Raw genomic sequence first — 18,783 nt, forward strand, 5'->3', positions numbered from 1 at the left:
TTTTGCGTTTCTAAGGTTTTTCCATGTCCAAACCCACTGTTTCCCCGATGATGCAGCAGTATCTCGACATCAAATCGCAACACGCCGACAAGCTGGTGTTTTACCGCATGGGTGATTTTTACGAGCTGTTTTTGGATGACGCGGTGGAAGCGGCGAAGCTGTTGGACATCACCCTGACCACGCGCGGGCAGATGGACGGCGTGCCGATTAAGATGGCGGGCGTGCCGTTTCACGCGGCGGAGCAGTATCTGGCGCGACTGGTGAAGATGGGCAAAAGCGTGGCGGTGTGCGAGCAGGTGGGCGAAGTCGGTGCGGGCAAAGGGCCGGTGGAGCGCAAAGTCGTGCGCATTGTGACGCCCGGCACGCTGACCGACGCGGCGTTTTTGGAAGACAAGGAAACCAACCGCATCGCGGCGGTGAACGCAGACAAGAAAAACGTTGCCATCGCATGGGCTTCTTTGCAAAGCGGCGAATTCAAAACCAAGCTGACGACGGTGGACAAACTCGCTGACGAGCTGGCGCGTTTGCAGGCGGCGGAAATTCTGTTGCCCGAAGGCAAAAGCCTGTCTGATGGTTTTCAGGCAACCTCTGCCAACATCACGCGCCTGAACTCATGGCAGTTTGCCGCCGACGCGGGCGCGAAATTGTTGACCGAATACTTCGGCTGCCAAGACCTGCACGGCTTCGGTTTGGACGGCAAAGAACACGAAGCCGCCGTCGGCGCGGCAGGCGCGCTGTTGAACTACATCCGCCTGACGCAAAACCTGATGCCGCAACACCTCGACGGCATTTCGCTCGAAACCGACAGCCAATATATCGGCATGGACGCCGCCACGCGCCGCAATCTCGAAATCACGCAAACCCTCTCCGGCAAAAAATCGCCGACCCTGTTTTCCATACTCGACGGCTGTGCTACCCACATGGGCAGCCGCCTCCTGGCACTCTGGCTGCACCACCCCTTACGCAGCCGCGCCCACATCCGCGCCCGCCAAGAAGCCGTTGCCGCGTTGGGTTCGCAATACGAAACCCTGCAAGGTCGTCTGAAAAACATCGCAGACATCGAACGCATCGCCGCCCGTATCGCCGTCGGCAACGCCCGCCCGCGCGACCTCGCCGCCCTGCGAGACAGCCTGTTTGCCCTGTCTGAAATCGAATTGTCCGCTTCAGGCAGCAGCCTTTTGGAAACCCTCAAAGCCGTTTTCCCCGAAACCCTGCCCGTCGCCGAAACCCTCAAAGCCGCTGTGATGCCCGAACCTGCCGTTTGGCTCAAAGACGGCGGCGTCATCAACCAAGGCTATTCGGCAGAACTCGACGAGTTGCGCCACATCCAAAACCACGGCGACGAATTCCTGCTCGAGCTTGAAGCGCGCGAACGTGAACGCACCGGTCTTTCCACCCTCAAAGTCGAGTTCAACCGCGTCCACGGCTTCTACATCGAGTTATCCAAAGTCCAAGCCGAACAAGCCCCCGCCGACTACCAACGCCGCCAGACCCTCAAAAACGCCGAACGCTTCATCACCCCCGAACTCAAAACCTTCGAAGATAAAGTCCTGACCGCGCAAGAGCAGGCATTGGCATTGGAAAAACGTCTGTTTGAAACCCTCCTCAGAGACATTCAGACGACCCTACCCCAGCTTCAAAAAGCCGCCAAAGCCGCCGCTGCGCTGGACGTACTCTCCACCTTCGCCGCCACCGCCGCCGAACGCGGCTTCGTCTGCCCAAAGTTCGCCGATTACCCAGTTATTAATATCGAAAACGGCCGCCATCCCGTCGTCGAGCAACAAGTGCGCCACTTCACCGCCAACCACACCCGCCTCGACCACAAACACCGCCTCATGCTCCTGACCGGCCCCAATATGGGCGGCAAATCCACCTACATGCGCCAAGTTGCCCACATCGTTCTCATGGCGCACACCGGCAGCTTCGTCCCCGCCGATACCGCCCAAATCGGACCCATCGACCAAATCTTCACCCGCATCGGCGCATCGGATGATTTAGCCTCCAACCGCTCTACCTTCATGGTCGAAATGAGCGAAACCGCCTACATCCTCCACCACGCCACCGACCAATCCCTCGTCCTCATGGACGAAGTCGGACGCGGCACCTCCACCTTTGACGGCCTCGCCCTCGCGCACGCCATCGCCGAACACCTGCTGCAAAAAACAAATCCTTCAGCCTTTTCGCCACCCACTATTTCGAGCTGACCAAACTGCCTGAAGCCCATGCAACCGCAGTCAATATGCACCTCTCCGCGCTTGAGCAAGGCCAAGACATCGTCTTCCTCCACCACATCGAGCCAGGCCCTGCCAGCAAAAGCTACGGTATCGCCGTCGCCAAACTCGCCGGCCTGCCCAACCGAGCTTTGAAGGCGGCTCAAAAGCATTTAAACGATTTGGAAAACCAAGCCGCCGCCAACCGTCCGCAGTTGGATATTTTCAGCGCCATGCCGTCTGAAAATAGGGAAGATGAGGAAGGGAAAACACAAGAAATTGAACCTGTTGATAATTTGCAGACCAATGAATTGGCTGAGGCGTTAGCGCAAATTCAGCCCGACAACCTCACGCCGCGCGAAGCCTTGGATGCCTTGTATCGTTTGAAAGAAATGTGTACCAAGGTTTAAAGAGCGTGAGTTTTAGGCCGTCTGAAAACATCAAGGAAATACATCATTAAGACGTTTGATGAACAGAAAACGTGAATAGGATTTGCAAGAGCAGGCCTATTCGTTTGCGTGATGAAACGGAATAAAAAGGCCGTCTGAACTTTCAGACGGCCTTTTTTAATGGCTGTTAATGTTGATGATGGTGGGCATGGCGTGCAGCCGCGCGTTTGGTGCCGACAGGCACAATCAGCGTTGCGTAAGTATTGTCTTTCTGACATACGCTTTTATCGCCGTAATCGGTCTCGTTCACGACTTTGATTTTCCACAAACCGTCAATCAGCGTAATCACATTGACCACGCCGTTTTTATCGGTTTTACCGGAGAAGCCTTGAGGTTCGCGGTGGTCATGGGTTGATTCCAAGTCCATTTCCGCCAAAGTGTCCGAGCTGGCGGTAACGGTGGCTTTAACCAAAGGCTCGCCTTTGTACAGGACTTTGACCGGTAAAATGCCGCCGGCTTTGACTTCGTTCGGATTTTTCAGCGGAACCAGTTCCAGCTCTTGGCCGATAGGGCGGGTCAATACCGCTTCATCGACTGCGCCGTTGCCCACTTGGACAAAGCTCTTTCCGAACATTTGCGATTGTTCACAATAGGTGGCTCCGGCCAGCTGTTTCAAGGTTTGCTGTTTCCAGCCGTCTTGGTTTTTCGACCAGAAAGTCGGTTGGTAGGTCGCGCTGACCCAGTAGGAGCCTGCGGGCAGGGCGGCTTTGGAAACGTATTGATAGTTTTCGCCTTTATTTACCAAATCAACGGTTTTCTTTGAGCTACCGGTCAATTGCAGCGGTTTGAAAATATGTATGCGGTCGTCGGCGATTTTTTCGACATTGGGGAAGTCATGGCTGTAACCCAAATCCGCATGCAGGATTTGGCCGGCAGGCTGATGTGTCGGTGCGGCCACCCAAACATCGTGCGCCTGTGCCACTGCGCCCAATCCCAGCAATCCTAAAAGCATCCATTGTTTCATCGTTTCTACACTCCATTTTTCGATTATTGAACAAAACGCCTAATGATTCGGCGAATACGAACGGTACTCTTTTTTATTAACTTTGTAAATAATATGGTTTAGATTTTATAGTTATAAATAATTATTTTTTGATTTCTAGACGGCCTCGGTTTATATAACCAAAACTGATAAACCCAAAAGCAAACATTATTTCCCGTTTGCCTCCGATCCCGATAAAGTATCGCCATACTTTTAATAGGAGCCGACCATGAATATCCGTACCCTTTCTTTTGCCGCATTGACCGCCGCGCTGGCGTTGAGTGCCTGCTCTCCCAAAAACGAACAATCTGCCGACAATGCAGCTTCCGCAGGCAAGGGCGGTAATGTGAAGCTGTTGAACGTCTCTTATGATGTCGCACGAGATTTTTATAAAGAATACAATCCTTTGTTTGTCAAAGAATATGCTGCGAAAAACGGCGGTGCAACGGTTGAAGTCCAACAGTCGCACGGAGGCTCCAGCAAGCAGGCTTTGGCTGTCGCCAACGGTTTGGCTGCCGATGTGGTGACCATGAACCAGACTTCCGATATCGAGCTTTTGGTGAAAAAAGGTTTGGTCAAAGCCGATTGGAACACCCGTCTACCGGACAATGCCGTGCCTTATACCAGCAACGTCGTTTTCTTGGTACGCAAAGGCAATCCAAAACACATTCAGGACTGGGGCGATTTGGCCAAAGACGGCGTGCAAATCGTTTTGGCCAACCCGAAAACCACCGGCAACGGCCGCTACGCCTTTTTGGGTGCGTATGGTTATGGTTTGAAAGTCAATAACGGCGATGAAGGCAAAACCAAAGATTTTGTGGCTGCATTGCTGAAAAACACGCCTGTGTTTGAAAACGGCGGCCGCGCGGCAACGACGACCTTCAGCCAACGCCATATCGGTGATGTTTTGGTTACCTTTGAAAATGAGGCCAACTACGTCAGCAAAAAGCTGACTCAAGACCAATTTGAAATCGTCTATCCGAGCTACACTATTCTTTCCGAAGCGCCGGTTGCCGTCGTGGACAGCGTAGTCGATAAAAAAGGCACACGCGCCGCTGCCGAAGCCTATCTGCAAAACCTCTGGAGCGAACCGGCTCAAGAGTTGGCCGCCAATCTTTACCTGCGTCCGCGCAATGCCGAAGTATTGGCGAAACACAAAGCCGATTTCCCTGAGATTGAAACGTTTAATCCGAATGAGAAATTTGGCCCGTGGGAAGAAATCATGAAAAAATTCTTTGCCGACGGCGGATTGTTTGACCAGCTTTCCAGTAAAAAATAAGGCTTAAACATAGAGGCCGTCTGAAACTTCAGACGGCCTTTTGTTACAATAAGCCTTTTTCTTATCCATCTTTTCCCATGTCTCAACGCAAAATCATCCATATCGATATGGACGCATTCTACGCTTCGGTAGAACTGCGCGAGCAGCCGCACCTGAAAGGGCTGCCTGTCGTTGTGGCGTGGGACGGTACGCGGTCGGTCATTTGTGCCGCTTCTTATGAGGCGCGCAAATTCGGTTTGCACTCGGCCATGTCGGTGGCGACGGCGAAAAGGCTGTGTCCGCAGGCGGTGTTTGTGCCGCCGCATTTTGATTTGTACCGCCAGGTATCGGCGCAGATTCATGCCGTGTTTCGGCGTTATACCGATTTGATCGAGCCTTTGTCTTTGGACGAGGCCTATTTGGATGTTACCCGAAATTTTGAAAATATTCCGTACGCCAGCGAGGTGGCTAAACGCATTCGTGCCGAAATTTTTGAAGAAACCGGTTTGACCGCCTCCGCAGGCATCGCGCCCAATAAGTTTTTGGCCAAAATCGCGTCCGACTGGCGCAAACCGAACGGGCAGTTTGTGCTGCCGCCACAAAAAATCATGGCGTTTTTGGAGAGCCTGCCGTTGGGTAAGATTCCCGGTGTCGGCAAAGTCACGCTGAAAAAGATGAATGCCCTCGGTATGCAGACTGCCGGCGATTTGCGCCGTTTTGAGCGCGGCGAACTTTTAAACCATTTCGGCCGCTACGGCTACCGTCTTTATGATTTGGCACGCGGTATCGATGAGCGGCCGGTCAAAGCCGAACGCGAACGCCTGCAAATCTCAACCGAAATCACTTTGCCAGAAGATTTATCTTTGGCGCAGGCTTCAAGCCATTTGCCGCACCTCGCCGAAGACCTCTGGCGGCAGATCGAACGCAAAAACGTCGAAGCCAAAGGCGTTACCCTCAAACTCAAAACCCACGATTTTCGCATTATCACGCGTTCGCTGACGTATTCTTCCGTCCTTCCCGACAGCGCCTCGCTGCTTCAGGCGGCGCATACTTTGCTGCAACGCATACCGCCGCAACGCGAAGACGCCTTCCGCCTGATCGGTATCGGCGTGAGCCATTTGCTGCCGAAAAACCAGCAGCAGACGCTTTGGTTATAAAGAAATAGAAAAGCATTCTTTCCGTTTGAAGATAGGGCGCAGGACAATATCGTTCCATAACCATATCGACAGCCGTTTCAACAGGCCGTCTGAAAATTATTAGGAACAACCAGCCATGTCTTTATTCCGCCCACAATTCTGGAAAATCCCCGAAATCAGCGATGACGAACGCCGCCGCCTGCCTGAGTTGACGGCCGCTTTGGAGCGCCGTTTGAAAGACATTGCCGCTCGTTATCCGCAAGCCGTGTTCGCATCCAGCCTTGCGGTTGAAGATATGGTCATTACCGATGCCGTGTGCCGTCTGAAACTGCCCATACGCATCATCACGCTCAATACGGGCAAACTCAATCCCGAAACCGCCGCGCTAATTGCCGAAACCAATGCGCGTTATCAAACCGAATTGGAAGTATTTTATCCCAACCAGCAAACCACCGATGAATTTGAAGCGGAGTTTGGTACAACCGCGATGTACGACAGCGTCGAGTTGCGCCGCCGTTGCTGCTATATCCGCAAAATCGAACCGCTCAACCGCGCTTTGCACAACGCCCCCGCATGGCTGACCGGACAACGCCGTAGCCAGTCTGAAACACGCAGCGAATTGAATTTTGAAGAGCTGGATACGGGTCGCAACATCGCCAAATTCAATCCTATTTTTGATTGGGAAGAGCAGGATGTTTGGGCATATGCACACGAGCACCAAGTTCCGCTCAATGCGCTGTATCATCAGGGCTATCCCAGCATTGGGTGCGAACCCTGTACGCGTCCGGTCAAGCTGGGCGAAAATATCCGCGCCGGGCGATGGTGGTGGGAAAGCAAAGACAGTAAGGAATGCGGTTTGCACAAATAATCAAAGGCCGTCTGAAAACGTTTCAGACGGCCTTTTTGACTGCTTAATAAAATGATTTATCAAGAATATGTTTTCCGCTCAACGAAAGTAGAGAGCAGGGCAGTATCGATGTCCCATTTCCAAATGCCTTGATCCGAGCCGTCCATGCCGCGCAGGAAGAGGTAGCGGATGGCGATTTTAGGCAAGGGCTTGCCGCGCAGGGCATAGTAGCGCGCGATGGCAACGGCGTAGATCAGGGCTTGCAGGTAGTAGTGATGATGCGCCACGGCTTCGTTCATCGCCTGTTGCGTGTACGCGCTTGCATCGTTGCCCAAATGGTTGGATTTATAGTCGATTAAAACGACATGGCCGTCTGAATCTTGGCAAACCATATCGATAAAGCCGTTTAAATAGCCTTGCAGATCATGGAAATCAAGTAGTTGCGCGGCTTGGACGCATTCGGGCGGCAGGTTTGCTTCGCTTGAGGCAAACCAACGGCGCAAGTCGTCCAGTTTGAAATCGTCCATGTACAGGGTGAATCCCATTTCGGGCAGGCGTCGGGTCGGCGGAATCTGCGACAGGCTCTCGCCGATTAAAGGCGTCAGGCGGCAGGTATCGAGCATGGTGCTTACCGTCGGCAGCCATTTGTCTTCAAAGCTGTGGCGTTGCAGAACTTCGGCAATCATTTCGGATTGGCTCTCGGCAGAGGCGGCGAAGTCGAGTTTTTCCAACATTTCATGCAAACATACGCCGGCATTGGTACCGCGGGGGAAATGGTGGATATCGAGGCCGTCTGAAAGTGGGGACGGCAGGTTTTCAGACGGCATGGCACGGTCTGCGCTTTCTGCCGGGTCGATGGCAGGTTGCAAAGGCTCGTGTTGTTCGTCGGTTGACTTGGTGTGCCTGCTCAAACCGGTAAAGCTGGTGTGGCGGATAAAGTCAAAATCGCGGCGTTTAATGCTATGAGCGCTAAAAGCTTGGTCTTGCTGGCGGCTGTATCGATAGACGGTTTCCAGCGGGGCTTCTTCCGTGAAGGTAAACTCCGTATTTTCAGGCGTGTTTGTGATAAAGCGTTGCCAGTTGGTTTTGAGCATTTCTACAACATCTGTCGCGCTTTTATAGCTTTGGCTGACGCTTTCGCGGCCGGTATCCGGCAAACCTTCGAGCAGATAGGCAAAAGGATTGTTTGGCGTACAGTTTTTGTTGGCGGCGGCGTAGATGTTGAGCTGTTCTTCGGCGCGGGTAAGGGCAACATAGAGCAGACGCAAATCTTCTGCCGTCTTTTCGTCGGCAAGATGGCTTAGTTCTGCTTCCGAGGTTTGAGATTTGGCCAGCAGCTCGGTTTCGTGGTTTTCAGTATGCAGGATTTTCCAGTTTTCTTTGGAATTGTCTTTGGTGTCCCACGCGAAGGGGCAGTAAACCAAAGGATATTGCAAACCTTTCGAGGCGTGCATGGTAACGATTTTGACCAATTTTTCGTCGCTTTCAAGACGGATGGTTTGCGCGTCTGACGGGAAATGGCCGCTGCGCGCACGGCTGATTTGTTCGTTCAGCCATTTATGCAGGGCGGCAGGGTTGCGGCTTTGGCTGTCTTCTTCGGCCAAAAGCTCCAGAATTTGATAGTAGTTGGTCAGGCTGCGTTCGTTGCCGCCTTTGAGCAGGCGTGTTTCGATGTCATGTAGGGCGGCAAACTGCTGCACGGCGGCAAAAATGCCGCCTTTCCGCCATTTTTCCATGGCTTGGGCAGATGACTCCAGCCATTTCAGCAGCTGGTGTTCGTTATGGTTGAGTTCGTAAATCTCTTTGGCGGTATAGCCGAATAAAACGCCGGTCAAGACAAAGCGCAGCCAGTCGGTTTGCCTTGGGTTGAGCCAAAAGCCGATCAGCGCGGACAGTGAGTCGGCCTCGGCGGAATCGAAAACGGACTGGCGCGACAGCAACACGCTTTGGATACGGCGCTGTTTCAGTTTCCCTGCAATCATCGCCGCTTCGTTGTTGGTGCGCACCAAGACGGCAATATCGCCGGATTCCAACGCGCGGCCTTTGAAATTCAGACGGCCTTCGGCTGCTTCATTGAGCGCAAAGGCAATTTCATCGGCGCAATATTCGGCGGCACGGCCTCGCAAAATTTCTTTGCCGGTTTGGTCGTCCGTATTGAGCCAGCGCACTTGGATGGCGGGGCGGTGTGGCGACAGCCGGCTTTCGGCGCGGCTAGCGGAGACATCGCTGTAATCAATGTTTTCCAACACGAAGGGGTGTTTTTTTTGTTTGAACAAGGCGCTGATGCCGTTAATCAGCTTGGCATGGCTGCGGTAGTTGACAGCGAGGGTGTAATGCCTGTCCGCATCTTGCGCCGCTTGCAGATAGGCGTAAATGTCCGCACCGCGAAAGCTGTAAATCGCCTGCTTGGGGTCGCCAACGAGAAACAGCGGGCAGCCTTGTTCGATAAAAATTTGGCGGAAAATTTCGTATTGCAGCGGGTCGGTATCTTGGAATTCGTCAATCAGCGCGATTTCCCAGTTTGCCGCCGCAGCTTTTGCCAACGTATTGCCGTGTTCATTGGTGGTCAATGCCTGATGGACATCCAGCAGCAAATCGTCAAACACGCGCTCGCGGCGTGATTTTTTTGTTCGGCAATGGACTGATTGATGTGGGAAAGGAGGTCGAGTTGCAGGCAGATGAAGACTGCTTCTTCCGCGCTTTCCATTGCCTGTAAATCACGACCGAGATTGGCTAAGGCTTGCAGCTGAATAATTTCCGGTGCATCGGCATCGGCTTTATATTCTTTTTTCAGTTTGCTGTTGAGTGTGTCGATACTGAAGAGGCTTAATTTTTCTAGCGTTTGTTTGCTCAGGCGGGGCAGACGGTTGGATTCGGCGTTTGTTTTTAAATCAGTAAAAACATTTTCAAAGGTATTTCTTCTGTAGGTCTGGCCGTTAAGTTTGGGAAAGATTACCAAAAACGCTTTTTCCAAGTCTTCCAACTGGCCGCAAACTTTTTGCCATGTTTCTTGAAGGTTGGCTTGAGCTTCTTTCAAATCGCCTTCAGGCCGTCTGAATTTCAGATAGGGACGGCCGGTATAGCTTTTGATTTCGGCAAGCATTTCTTCGGGCGTGCATTTCCGGTCAAAAACCAATTGTGCCAATGTGGCATCGGTTGCCACTCTCTGCCGCCAAAAGTCTTGCGCAGGAATCAGCAGCCTCTCGCGCGAGTCGTCCGACAGCTCGACATCCAAAGGCGCGCCGCACAAAAACGCGTAATCGCGCAAGACGCGCTGACAGAAGCCGTGGATGGTGTAAATCGATGCGTTGTCAAACTGGCTCAGGGCGGCTTTTAGGCGGAGAATCAGGCGATGGCAGCTTTCTTGTCCGTCTTGCTCGCCTAAAGCCAAAGGAATCAAGCGATTGAGAAAGTCATCGGGAGATTTTTTCTCTTTTTCGTAATATTTGTTCAGGCCGTCTGAAATATGTTCCGGCTCGCCGCCCAAAGTTTGGATTTCGTTCAAAACCTGCAACACTTCGTCCAAACGCGCGCGCAAACGGGTTTTCAGTTCTGCCGTCGCCGCCTTGGTAAAGGTAACGACCAGAATTTTCTCGATGTCTTTTTTTCTAAAACAATCAGTTGGGTAAAGAGCGCGGCGATGCCGTAGGTTTTACCCGTACCGGCAGAAGCTTCGATGAGGTTGGTGCCGTCGATGGAAAGTGTGAGCGCGTCAAAAGGAAGGGCGGAAGACATGGTTGGAACGGAATAATATTAGCGAGGCATTATCATAACAGAGATAGTGTGTCGTTTTGCATTGATGATAAAAATGCCGTCTGAAAACTTTCTGTTTTCAGACGGCATGTCTTAATGGCTATTAAATGACTTCAATAGTGCATCTTAGTAGCGCAAACGGCGTTTGGCGTAGCTTGGTTGGCGAGGACGGTAGGTATAACGGTTCGCCGCAGGAGCTTTACTGTCGTCATAGTAGTACGCAACATTATTACCGTTGATGGTCGTATTGTTAACGCTCAAACCGGTTGGAGAGCCGGTAGTAATAACAACATTGTCGCTTTGGATGACGTTTGCCGTATTGGTTACGCTGGCGTCGTTTTTACCTTTGGCGTTGATGCCGCCGTTTGGTTTGCCTGAAGCGTAGCTACCGTTGACATTGACGGTCAGATTTTTTTCGTTAACGCTGCTGATTGCGCCGGAAGTATTGACTTTGTTGCCTTCTACTTCAACGGAGTTGTTGGATACCAGGTTGGTACCGTGCAGGTTGACGTCGCCGTTGTTGGCATTGATTTTAATATCGTTGCCGGCCGCTACATTCGCGCCTGCGGCGGTAGAAGAAGCGTTATCGGTTTTGTTGACGCCGACAGAGCCATTGACGTGAGGAACGGCAACACCGGTTTCAACATTGATTGTCGCACCAGCGCCGATACCGACATTAACGGCTGTACCTTGGTTGGAGGCAGTATTGGCTGACTCGGTGAAGGTTACGCCGTTTCCTGCGGTAATGTTGACGTTGTTGTTGGCAGTAATGTTGGATGCGATTTCAGCAGAGTCTTTGGCGTTGATGACAACATTGGTAGCATTCATATCGCCTTTGACAGCGGTAGATTCTTTTTGTTTTCATCAGCGTAGTTGACGTTCAGGTTGGCATTCACATCAACGTTTGAACCGTCTTTGGTGTATGCGCCGACAGTCAAAGAAACACCGCCTTGTTTGCTGCTGCTGTTGCTGGTGTTGTGGGCAGCAGTGTTGTGGTATGAACCTGCATCAATGTTGATCGCACCGGTCACATCGTATTTTGTACCTTCATCAGACACTTTGTCATTTGCCAAAACGATGGCATTGCCTGCGTTGATGGTGGTGACGGTTGCAGTGGATTCATTGTGGGTCGAAGAGTTGCCTTGACCTTGCGCAGTGATTTCACCGCCGATGCCTTTGTTGGTGCTGATGCCGGCAGAAACGACCAAACCGCCGCCGTTTTGTTTCACATCGGATTTCGCGCCGCTGTGTGCCGCCGCATGGGTAACGTTTTTGGCAGACTCAATCACATTGCCGGTCGCATTAATCACGGTACCTTCTTGATTAATATTGCCGTTGGCAGTGATGGTAGTATTGCCGCCGGTGTTGATGTTGGATACATGGGATGTATTCGTTACGGTAGTTGCATCTGTTTTGGTGCTGGTAATGCCGACAGACACGCCGACGCCTGCAACGTTATTTTTTTCGTATGCAGTAGCAGATACGCCCAAATCAGTTACGCGTCCGGATTCGGTTACAGTGTTGCTGCCTTTGGATGCAACAACATTGACGTCATTGGCTGCGGAAATGTTGACGGATTCTTCGCCGTTGACTTGGCTACCGCTGACGGTAACGTTTGAGTTGGAAGACAACTGGGTGTTTTTACCGGTCAAAATGCTGCCGTTCAGGCCGACAGAATGGGTGTCGGTGTGTGTATCGGTGAATTTGATACCGGCTTTGGCAGTCATGCTGCCGTTTTCTTTATTGGTTTCGGTGCCAGAGTAGCCTTTGATGGAATACTCGTTGACCTGTTTGTTTTCTACCGCTTTGGCAGCATCAATGGTCAAATCGCCTGCGGAAGACAGTTGCAGTTTTTGTGCCGCAAACAATGCAGAGCCGATCACATTAATGTCTTTGTTGGAAACAACGGTCAGGTCGGCATTGGAAACCAGGGTAGAACCGGTTACTTTTTCAATGCTGCTATTGCTGCTGGTTTTAGAGGTCGTGATATTGAAAATCGTACCTTTACGCGCGCTTTGTGCGGAAGTATCGGTGCTGGTGGCGTTTTTAATATCAACATTGCCTGCTTTGGAGCTGACGAATGTACCGGCTTGGCCTTCAACGGTACTGCCGTAAACGTTGACGCCGGTTTTTGCACCCAAAACTACGTTTGAGTTGGCAGTAATGCTGCTGCCGTGCAGGTTTTCGGTACGGTTGTTTTGAACTTGGCTTTCACCGCCGAACAGGCCACCCCAGTATTTTTTCTGGTCGTCGAGGCTGTTGGTGTTGATGGTGGTTTGAGTACCCAAGTTGATGTTGTTGACATCGGTAACCACATTACCGTTTGCCGCGATGCTTGCGCCGTAAGTGCTCAAATCGCCTTCGGAAATCAAACCGATATCACCGGCTGCGGAGATTTTGGTTTGATGGGCGGTAGAGTTTTTGGAAGATTTTGTAGCGATACCGGTTTTCAGAGCGGCAGTTTCATTTTTGAAGCTGACATAAGTCGAGCTGCTGTCGGTTTCGCTGTTGCTGCTCAATACGATTCCTTGTTGGGCGGCAATGCGAGCATCAGCAGCCGAGTTCAGTTCGGTCGCATCCAATTGGACTTTGCCTGTGGTGGCAATATTGACAGAACCGGCATTGATTTTGGTTTGATGCAGGCTTTCGTCAGTAGAGGAGCTCAGGTTGTTGTTGTACCACAGGCCTTTGCTTTGAGTGTGGTCGGATTCTGTACGGTTGGTTGTTTTTACCGCGTTAGAATTGATGTTGCCCGTGGCAGAAGCAGTCAGCGCGCCGGCATTGATGTTGGCCGCGCTCAGGTTGAGGCTGCCGCTATTGTTCAAAGTCAATGACTCGGATGCATTGATATTGCTGGCGGTAAAGGTTTCCGTTTTGTTGCGGTCTGAACGGAAGTGCTGAACATTTTGCGCTTCTTTGCCGCTGGAAGATTTATTGGCGGAATGGCTGGTAACCGTGCCTTTGATATCGGTATCACGGGCAAACAATTCCATTTGTGCGCCGGTCAGATTGGCTGACTGGATGCTCAGGTTGCCTTTGCTGTCGATATTCAGGTAGCGGGTGCCGGTAATGGCGGCATTTTGAATGTTTTGTTTGGCGCGTTTATCGGTCGCGTGGATGCGGATGGTACCGGCACGCATACTGCCGAAGATATGACCGTCAAGCACCGGCACATTTGAAGCAGCGTCCAATGCTTCGATTTGTGCGGTTTTGTAGTCGAAGTTGCTTTTGCCTGAAGAAACGTTGATGGCATCGGCGGCATTAACGTTGGCTGATTTGCCGACTACAACTTGCGGCGCGAGCAGGTCAACCACGCGGTTGCCGCTCAAATTGCCGTTTACTTGCAGTTGTTTGCCATTGTCGCTGATGTTGAAAGATTTCAACGCGCCGTCTGAAACGGTTGGCGTACCGACAACCAAGGATGCGCGGTTGGCATTCAGGATGCTGCCGCCGTTGTGGGTAATGCCGTTAGGGTTTGCCAAAACATAGTCTGCGGCAATACCGAAGATCTCTTGCTGACCCAAGATCAGGGAAGGGTTTTTGCTGACCACTTCATTCAAGATCACAGATGCGGCCTGACCTTGGAAGTTTTTATTGGCAGACAGGTTTCCAGCCAGTTGGGATTTACCGGCAGACAGGGCGTTATTCAAAACGGCACCGTGTTGGGAAACGTTGTACTTGTTGTATTGGTTGTGAGAAAGACCTTGGGCCGTCGGTGCGGCAATGTTGACGACGTCAACATTGTGCTGCTGCTGTACCGAAGTTTGGCCGATGGCTTCGATATTGGCCGCTACCGCTGCATTTCCCAGGAATGCAAAGCACACGGCGACAGTTACTTTGCCGGAAGCTGAGAGCTTAGGCTGATATAAAGTGTCGATTTTCATGGATTTTAATCCTTATTTATCGTGATGGAGATTGAATCAGAAATCCCATATCGAGTATTGGATTTCTGTTGAGGAAATTTTTGAATGTATTAACATTGTTATGAAATTTTTTACAATCATACCACCAGTATGGCCTTGTGTGCACTATTTCAAATGCAAATAAAAACCGCTCATCTTATTGATATTAATAGAAAATTAATAACGTTAAGATGGGCGGTTTATATATTGGATAAAAGGATATATATTTACATAACTTTAAAATGGAATGCGCAAAGAAACAGTCACATGATCCTGTATTTCGCTGTTTGATTGGTTGGGTATGCGTGCAAAACCTTTGCCATAGTCGGCAGAAAGTTGCCATTTGTCCGCCTTGCCCAAATTCAAACCTGCAACCACACCCATGGCGCGTTGCGAACCTTCGTTATTGTTTTTGGCAACGCCGATGTCCGCACCTAGATAAGGCTCGATATAGATGCCGTGAGGCGTATTGCGGCGGAAATAAACGGTATTGCTTAACAGGACTGCGCTGTTTGCGCTCAAAGAAGTCGAACGGAAACCGCGTACATTTTGATAGCCGACGATGTCCATTTCTTTGGCGGCAAACAAATCATGAGGGCTATATTGGGCATCGATTTGGTGATGGTTGCGCACGATCCATTTGCCCAATGGACGGTTTTGAATCAAATTGCTTTGCAAGGATACAGAGGTATAGCGCTTGTCGAATGGTGTATGTTCGGTATTTTTCGCAAATCCTTGTTCCACGCCGATATTGTTGAGCCAAATACCGTTTGGCAGGATGGCTGTATGCGACAGGCCGACTTGTGCCGAATAGATTTCCGGGCTTTGCAATTCCAGTTTGCTGTCGGCAAATTTTGCAGTCTGTTTTACATAATCGATGCCGGCATAGGCGGAGGTAATGTGTTTTTGACTGCGTGAGAATACGCGGTCTGCTTTGATTCCTGCCGCTTTGGATTGGGAGCGGTAGGCGTAGCGCGTTACGCTGGGCGTTAAGATGCTTTGCGATTGCGACGCGGCAGCGTAAGTGCTGAATGTCCATGTGCCATAAGGAACTTGGTAGAACAGGCTGCCGCCGCGACTGTAATAGCTGTCGTGGTTGTTTAGATTGGTATAGCCGTTTAGATAGAGGGAGTCGCTCAATCCCAACGGGCTGCCGATATTCAGGCTGCCGCGCAGCGTCGTGGTATTGGGTTTGCTGCCTTTATTGTCGATGGTAATGCTGCCGCCCCAATGTTTTTGGGCATCGTTGTTGAGTTGGATGGAGGCAGTGCCGTCATCATGTGGATAAACATCGATGCTGACGTTGTTGCCGGCAACATGGTTTGCCTGTTCGATACCTTGGTCGAGGTATTGGATGTTTAGCGGTTTGCCTTGATGATTGGGGAAGAGGGTATCGACGTTGACCGTACGGGAGCCGCCAGTAATCTCACGGATTTTGCCTTCGATGACGGCCAATTTCAAAATACGCTCGGGCGTGGTTTCAAATTTGATTTGCGTGTGCGGATAGCCTTGAGCGATATATTCGGCAACGATATCCCGGTTCAGTTGGTTGATGCTGTTTTGATTGATGCATTTGGGTAACTTGGCTTCAATCTTTTTGGAATCGATGAGGGTAATACCGGAAAGCTCGATACCGGTGTAATCCAAGCATTTGGTATTGTTTTCAGACGGCACCTCTTGTGCAACCGCGTCATTATCTTGCTTTTTCTGCAAATCCCATGCTGACTGCTCGCGTTTTTGGATTTCGACCGAATGAATCTGGTCGAGATTGTCGCGGAAGTCTTTGTCGAATTGGTTGGGTACGTTTTTATCGATTTGATCAAGCGAATTCGGCGTATTGGCCGCATGGGCGTTTAGCGCGGAGAGAATCAATACGGGCAGGGGAAGAAGGCGGGATTTATACATGGTGTCGTAATTTTATAAGGATAATTATTGGGTTTATTTTATCGAAAATAGCTGCTTGGGCGTATCGGTTTTTATCGTTGTCTGTAATATTGGTTTATTAAGCAATGATAGGATAAATTTCTATGATGATACCATAGAAAGATTAAGGGAATTTAAATAACAAAAACCTGCCTTTGAAAAGGCAGGTTTTTTCAGACGGCCTTTGAGCCGTTAAAGATTTTGCAAACGCTCGACAGAAGGCGCGTAGTAGTAGGCGCCTGATACGGCTTTAGACAAATATTTCAGCAGTAAGTCGGTTTTGCCGTCTGCATCGCCGAACATATTGAGCAGTTGAACTTCGATATTGTGCAGCGTGTTGCAATAGGAAGTGAACATCAAACCATGTTCGCCGCTAATTTTGCCGAAGGGCAGGCTGCGGCGGACGATTTTCAAACCAACGCCGTTTTCTTTGACATTGACGCGGCCGAGATGTGAGTCGGGCAGGCGCACGTCTTTGCTGAATTCGTCATTGGCTTCTTTGCTGCGGCCAACGCTGGCTTCTTGTTCGGCAGTAGGAACGGCATCCCATTTTTTCAAATCATGCAGGTATTTTTGCAGCAAAACATAGCTGCCGCCGGCATCCGGCTTGCCTTCGGGAATAATGGCGACATTGCGTACATTGTCATCGCCCTGCGGATTTTCCGTACCGTCGACAAAACCGTCCAAGCCGCGGTCTTCATACAGGCGCAGGCCGTGTTCTTCAGTGGCTACGCGGATGCTGTCGCCGAATGCGCTTAATACGGATTGAGCTAAGGCATAGGCGGCTTTTTGCTCGGTGGCTTGGATGTGGATATAGAGGTCGTGTTGGGTGGAAGGAGCGAGGCCGTTGCCCAATTCTGGGAAAGGTTTGATTTCACTGCCTTCGTCAGTATGGCCGAACGATTGCCATGCGCGGCTGCCGAAGGCAATGGTCAAACCTAAAATATCATTTGGAAAACGGGTTTTCAGTTTGGCCAAGGATTCCAAAGAAAGGCGGCAGGCAGATTTGATGTCTTCGTTGCGGCCGTCTGAAATATCTGCTTCGATAAAAATACCGGCTTGTGCGTGATCAGGAATAATAGCTGATTGAGGGTGGCTCATGATGATTCCTTTCAAAATATTATGGGTTTTTACGCGGGGGATTATACACTGAAAGTTTCAGACGGCCTAAAATCTGCCTTTTGATTTTTTTAGGGCAGAAAGGCATGTTTGGCAAGATGTTTTTTGTGAGCGTCATTCTGTTGCAAGTGTTTACATTCGGGCTTGGGCGTTCGCTGCAATGGCTGTTTGCGCCTTGGATCGGCAAAGTCGGCAGGCGTTGGCTGATGGGTATTTCCTATTTCATTACAAACGGCTTATTGGTTGGCTTGCTGCTGGAGTTGGGGCATATGATGTTCCGCGTGGTGGCGTTTTGGATGGTAATCTTGCTGTTTGTGATGTATGCCGCGCTGGCGACCTTTATCCTGTATCTTTTGCTGCGCCGTTTTGTGGCACGCCAACCGCTTTCTCGAAGCCTGAGGCTGTTTGCGCCTTTGTTTGTGATCGGTTTGCTCGGTTTGGGGATGTATAACGCCTATACGCCCGTGGTCCGCCATCAGACTGTATTCATCAATAAGAAAATGGATAAGCCGCTGCGTATCGGTGTGGCCAGCGATTTGCACTTGGGGATTTTGTTCGGCGCGCGTCAATTGGACAAGCTGACGGACATCATGAAGCGGGAACAAGTCGACATGGTGTTGCTGCCAGGGGATTTGATGGACGATACCGTCGATGCCTACCTTAAAGAAAACATGAAACCGCATTTGCAGAAACTGACTGCGCCAATGGGCGTTTACGCCACTTTGGGCAATCATGATTGGTTCCGTGATCAGAAGCGCATCAAACATGAATTGGAAGCGGCAGGTTTGACGGTTTTGGCCAATCAGGTTTTGGAAGTGAATGGTGTGTTGCTGGTAGGGCGGAGCGATGATTTGGATCACAAACGCCCCAGTGCGGAGCAGCTCTTAGAAGGTCAAAATACCCAATTACCGGTTTTACTGATGGACCACCGTCCTACTTCAATCGAAACCCATGCCCGGCTGCCGATTGATGTGCAGGTTTCCGGCCATGTCCACAACGGCCAAGTCGCACCCGCCAACCTTATCGTCCGTACGCTTTATCGTCTTGCTTACGGCTATGAGGCAATCGGCAACGGCCATTTCTTCACCACTTCGGGTTATGGCTTCTGGGGCATTCCCCTTCGTTTGGGTTCGCAATCAGAAGTGTGGGTGATTGACATCAAGTCAAAGCGTTGAAATATAAATATAAACTTCAGGCCGTCTGA

Annotated in this window: 9 protein-coding genes and 2 pseudogenes; 5 read left to right on the forward strand and 6 right to left on the reverse strand. The window is 50.8% G+C overall.

The window, feature by feature from the left end:
• The first annotated feature begins 23 nt into the window (after positions 1-23).
• Positions 24-2,620, forward strand: a pseudogene (gene mutS, locus TW89_RS05290) (DNA mismatch repair protein MutS).
• Between the two features lie 166 nt (positions 2,621-2,786).
• On the opposite strand, the gene TW89_RS05295 reads toward mutS, so the two are convergent.
• Entirely contained in the window at positions 2,787-3,623 is an 837-nt protein-coding gene (locus TW89_RS05295) for a DUF4198 domain-containing protein (protein WP_128580769.1), read from the reverse strand.
• A 253-nt stretch (positions 3,624-3,876) separates the two neighbouring features.
• Here TW89_RS05295 and TW89_RS05300 point away from each other — a divergent pair, with 253 nt between their 5' ends.
• The 3 genes from TW89_RS05300 to TW89_RS05310 all read left to right on the forward strand — a co-directional run bounded on the left by TW89_RS05300 (position 3,877) and on the right by TW89_RS05310 (position 6,903).
• Positions 3,877-4,920, forward strand: coding sequence for a sulfate ABC transporter substrate-binding protein (locus TW89_RS05300; protein ID WP_225522184.1), 1,044 nt, complete (start codon positions 3,877-3,879; stop codon positions 4,918-4,920).
• Positions 4,921-4,997: 77 nt separating this feature from the next.
• On the forward strand, positions 4,998-6,056 hold the full coding sequence (dinB, locus tag TW89_RS05305) for a DNA polymerase IV (RefSeq protein WP_004464167.1): 1,059 nt from the start codon (positions 4,998-5,000) through the stop codon (positions 6,054-6,056).
• A 115-nt stretch (positions 6,057-6,171) separates the two neighbouring features.
• Positions 6,172-6,903: a phosphoadenylyl-sulfate reductase gene (locus tag TW89_RS05310; RefSeq protein ID WP_128580771.1), complete on the forward strand. Its 732-nt coding sequence runs from the start codon at positions 6,172-6,174 to the stop codon at positions 6,901-6,903.
• 59 nt (positions 6,904-6,962) lie between these two features.
• On the opposite strand, the pseudogene recB reads toward TW89_RS05310, so the two are convergent.
• The 5 genes and pseudogenes from recB to TW89_RS05345 all read right to left on the reverse strand — a co-directional run bounded on the left by recB (position 6,963) and on the right by TW89_RS05345 (position 17,561).
• Positions 6,963-10,617: pseudogene (recB, locus tag TW89_RS05315) on the reverse strand (exodeoxyribonuclease V subunit beta).
• 144 nt (positions 10,618-10,761) lie between these two features.
• Positions 10,762-11,463 carry a hemagglutinin repeat-containing protein gene (locus tag TW89_RS05330; protein ID WP_128580774.1) on the reverse strand — a complete coding sequence of 234 codons (702 nt, stop codon included), beginning with the start codon at positions 11,461-11,463 and terminating at the stop codon, positions 10,762-10,764.
• Positions 11,460-14,519, reverse strand: coding sequence for a hemagglutinin repeat-containing protein (locus tag TW89_RS05335; protein WP_128580775.1), 3,060 nt, complete (start codon positions 14,517-14,519; stop codon positions 11,460-11,462). The genes TW89_RS05330 and TW89_RS05335 overlap by 4 nt, the downstream gene beginning before the upstream one ends.
• Positions 14,520-14,774: 255 nt before the next feature.
• Positions 14,775-16,442 carry a ShlB/FhaC/HecB family hemolysin secretion/activation protein gene (locus tag TW89_RS05340; RefSeq protein ID WP_128580776.1) on the reverse strand — a complete coding sequence of 556 codons (1,668 nt, stop codon included), beginning with the start codon at positions 16,440-16,442 and terminating at the stop codon, positions 14,775-14,777.
• A 210-nt stretch (positions 16,443-16,652) separates the two neighbouring features.
• Positions 16,653-17,561 (reverse strand): Dyp-type peroxidase, encoded by a 909-nt coding sequence (locus TW89_RS05345; protein ID WP_070837614.1) that lies wholly within the window; start codon positions 17,559-17,561, stop codon positions 16,653-16,655.
• A gap of 104 nt (positions 17,562-17,665) precedes the next feature.
• On the opposite strand from TW89_RS05345, the gene TW89_RS05350 reads away from it, so the two are divergent.
• A complete protein-coding gene (locus tag TW89_RS05350; protein ID WP_128580777.1) occupies positions 17,666-18,754 on the forward strand; it encodes a metallophosphoesterase in 1,089 nt (362 codons plus the stop codon).
• Positions 18,755-18,783: the final 29 nt, after the last annotated feature.

Source organism: Neisseria flavescens (assembly GCF_001618065.1).
In the GTDB taxonomy this organism is placed as follows: Bacteria; Pseudomonadota; Gammaproteobacteria; order Burkholderiales; family Neisseriaceae; genus Neisseria; species Neisseria flavescens_A.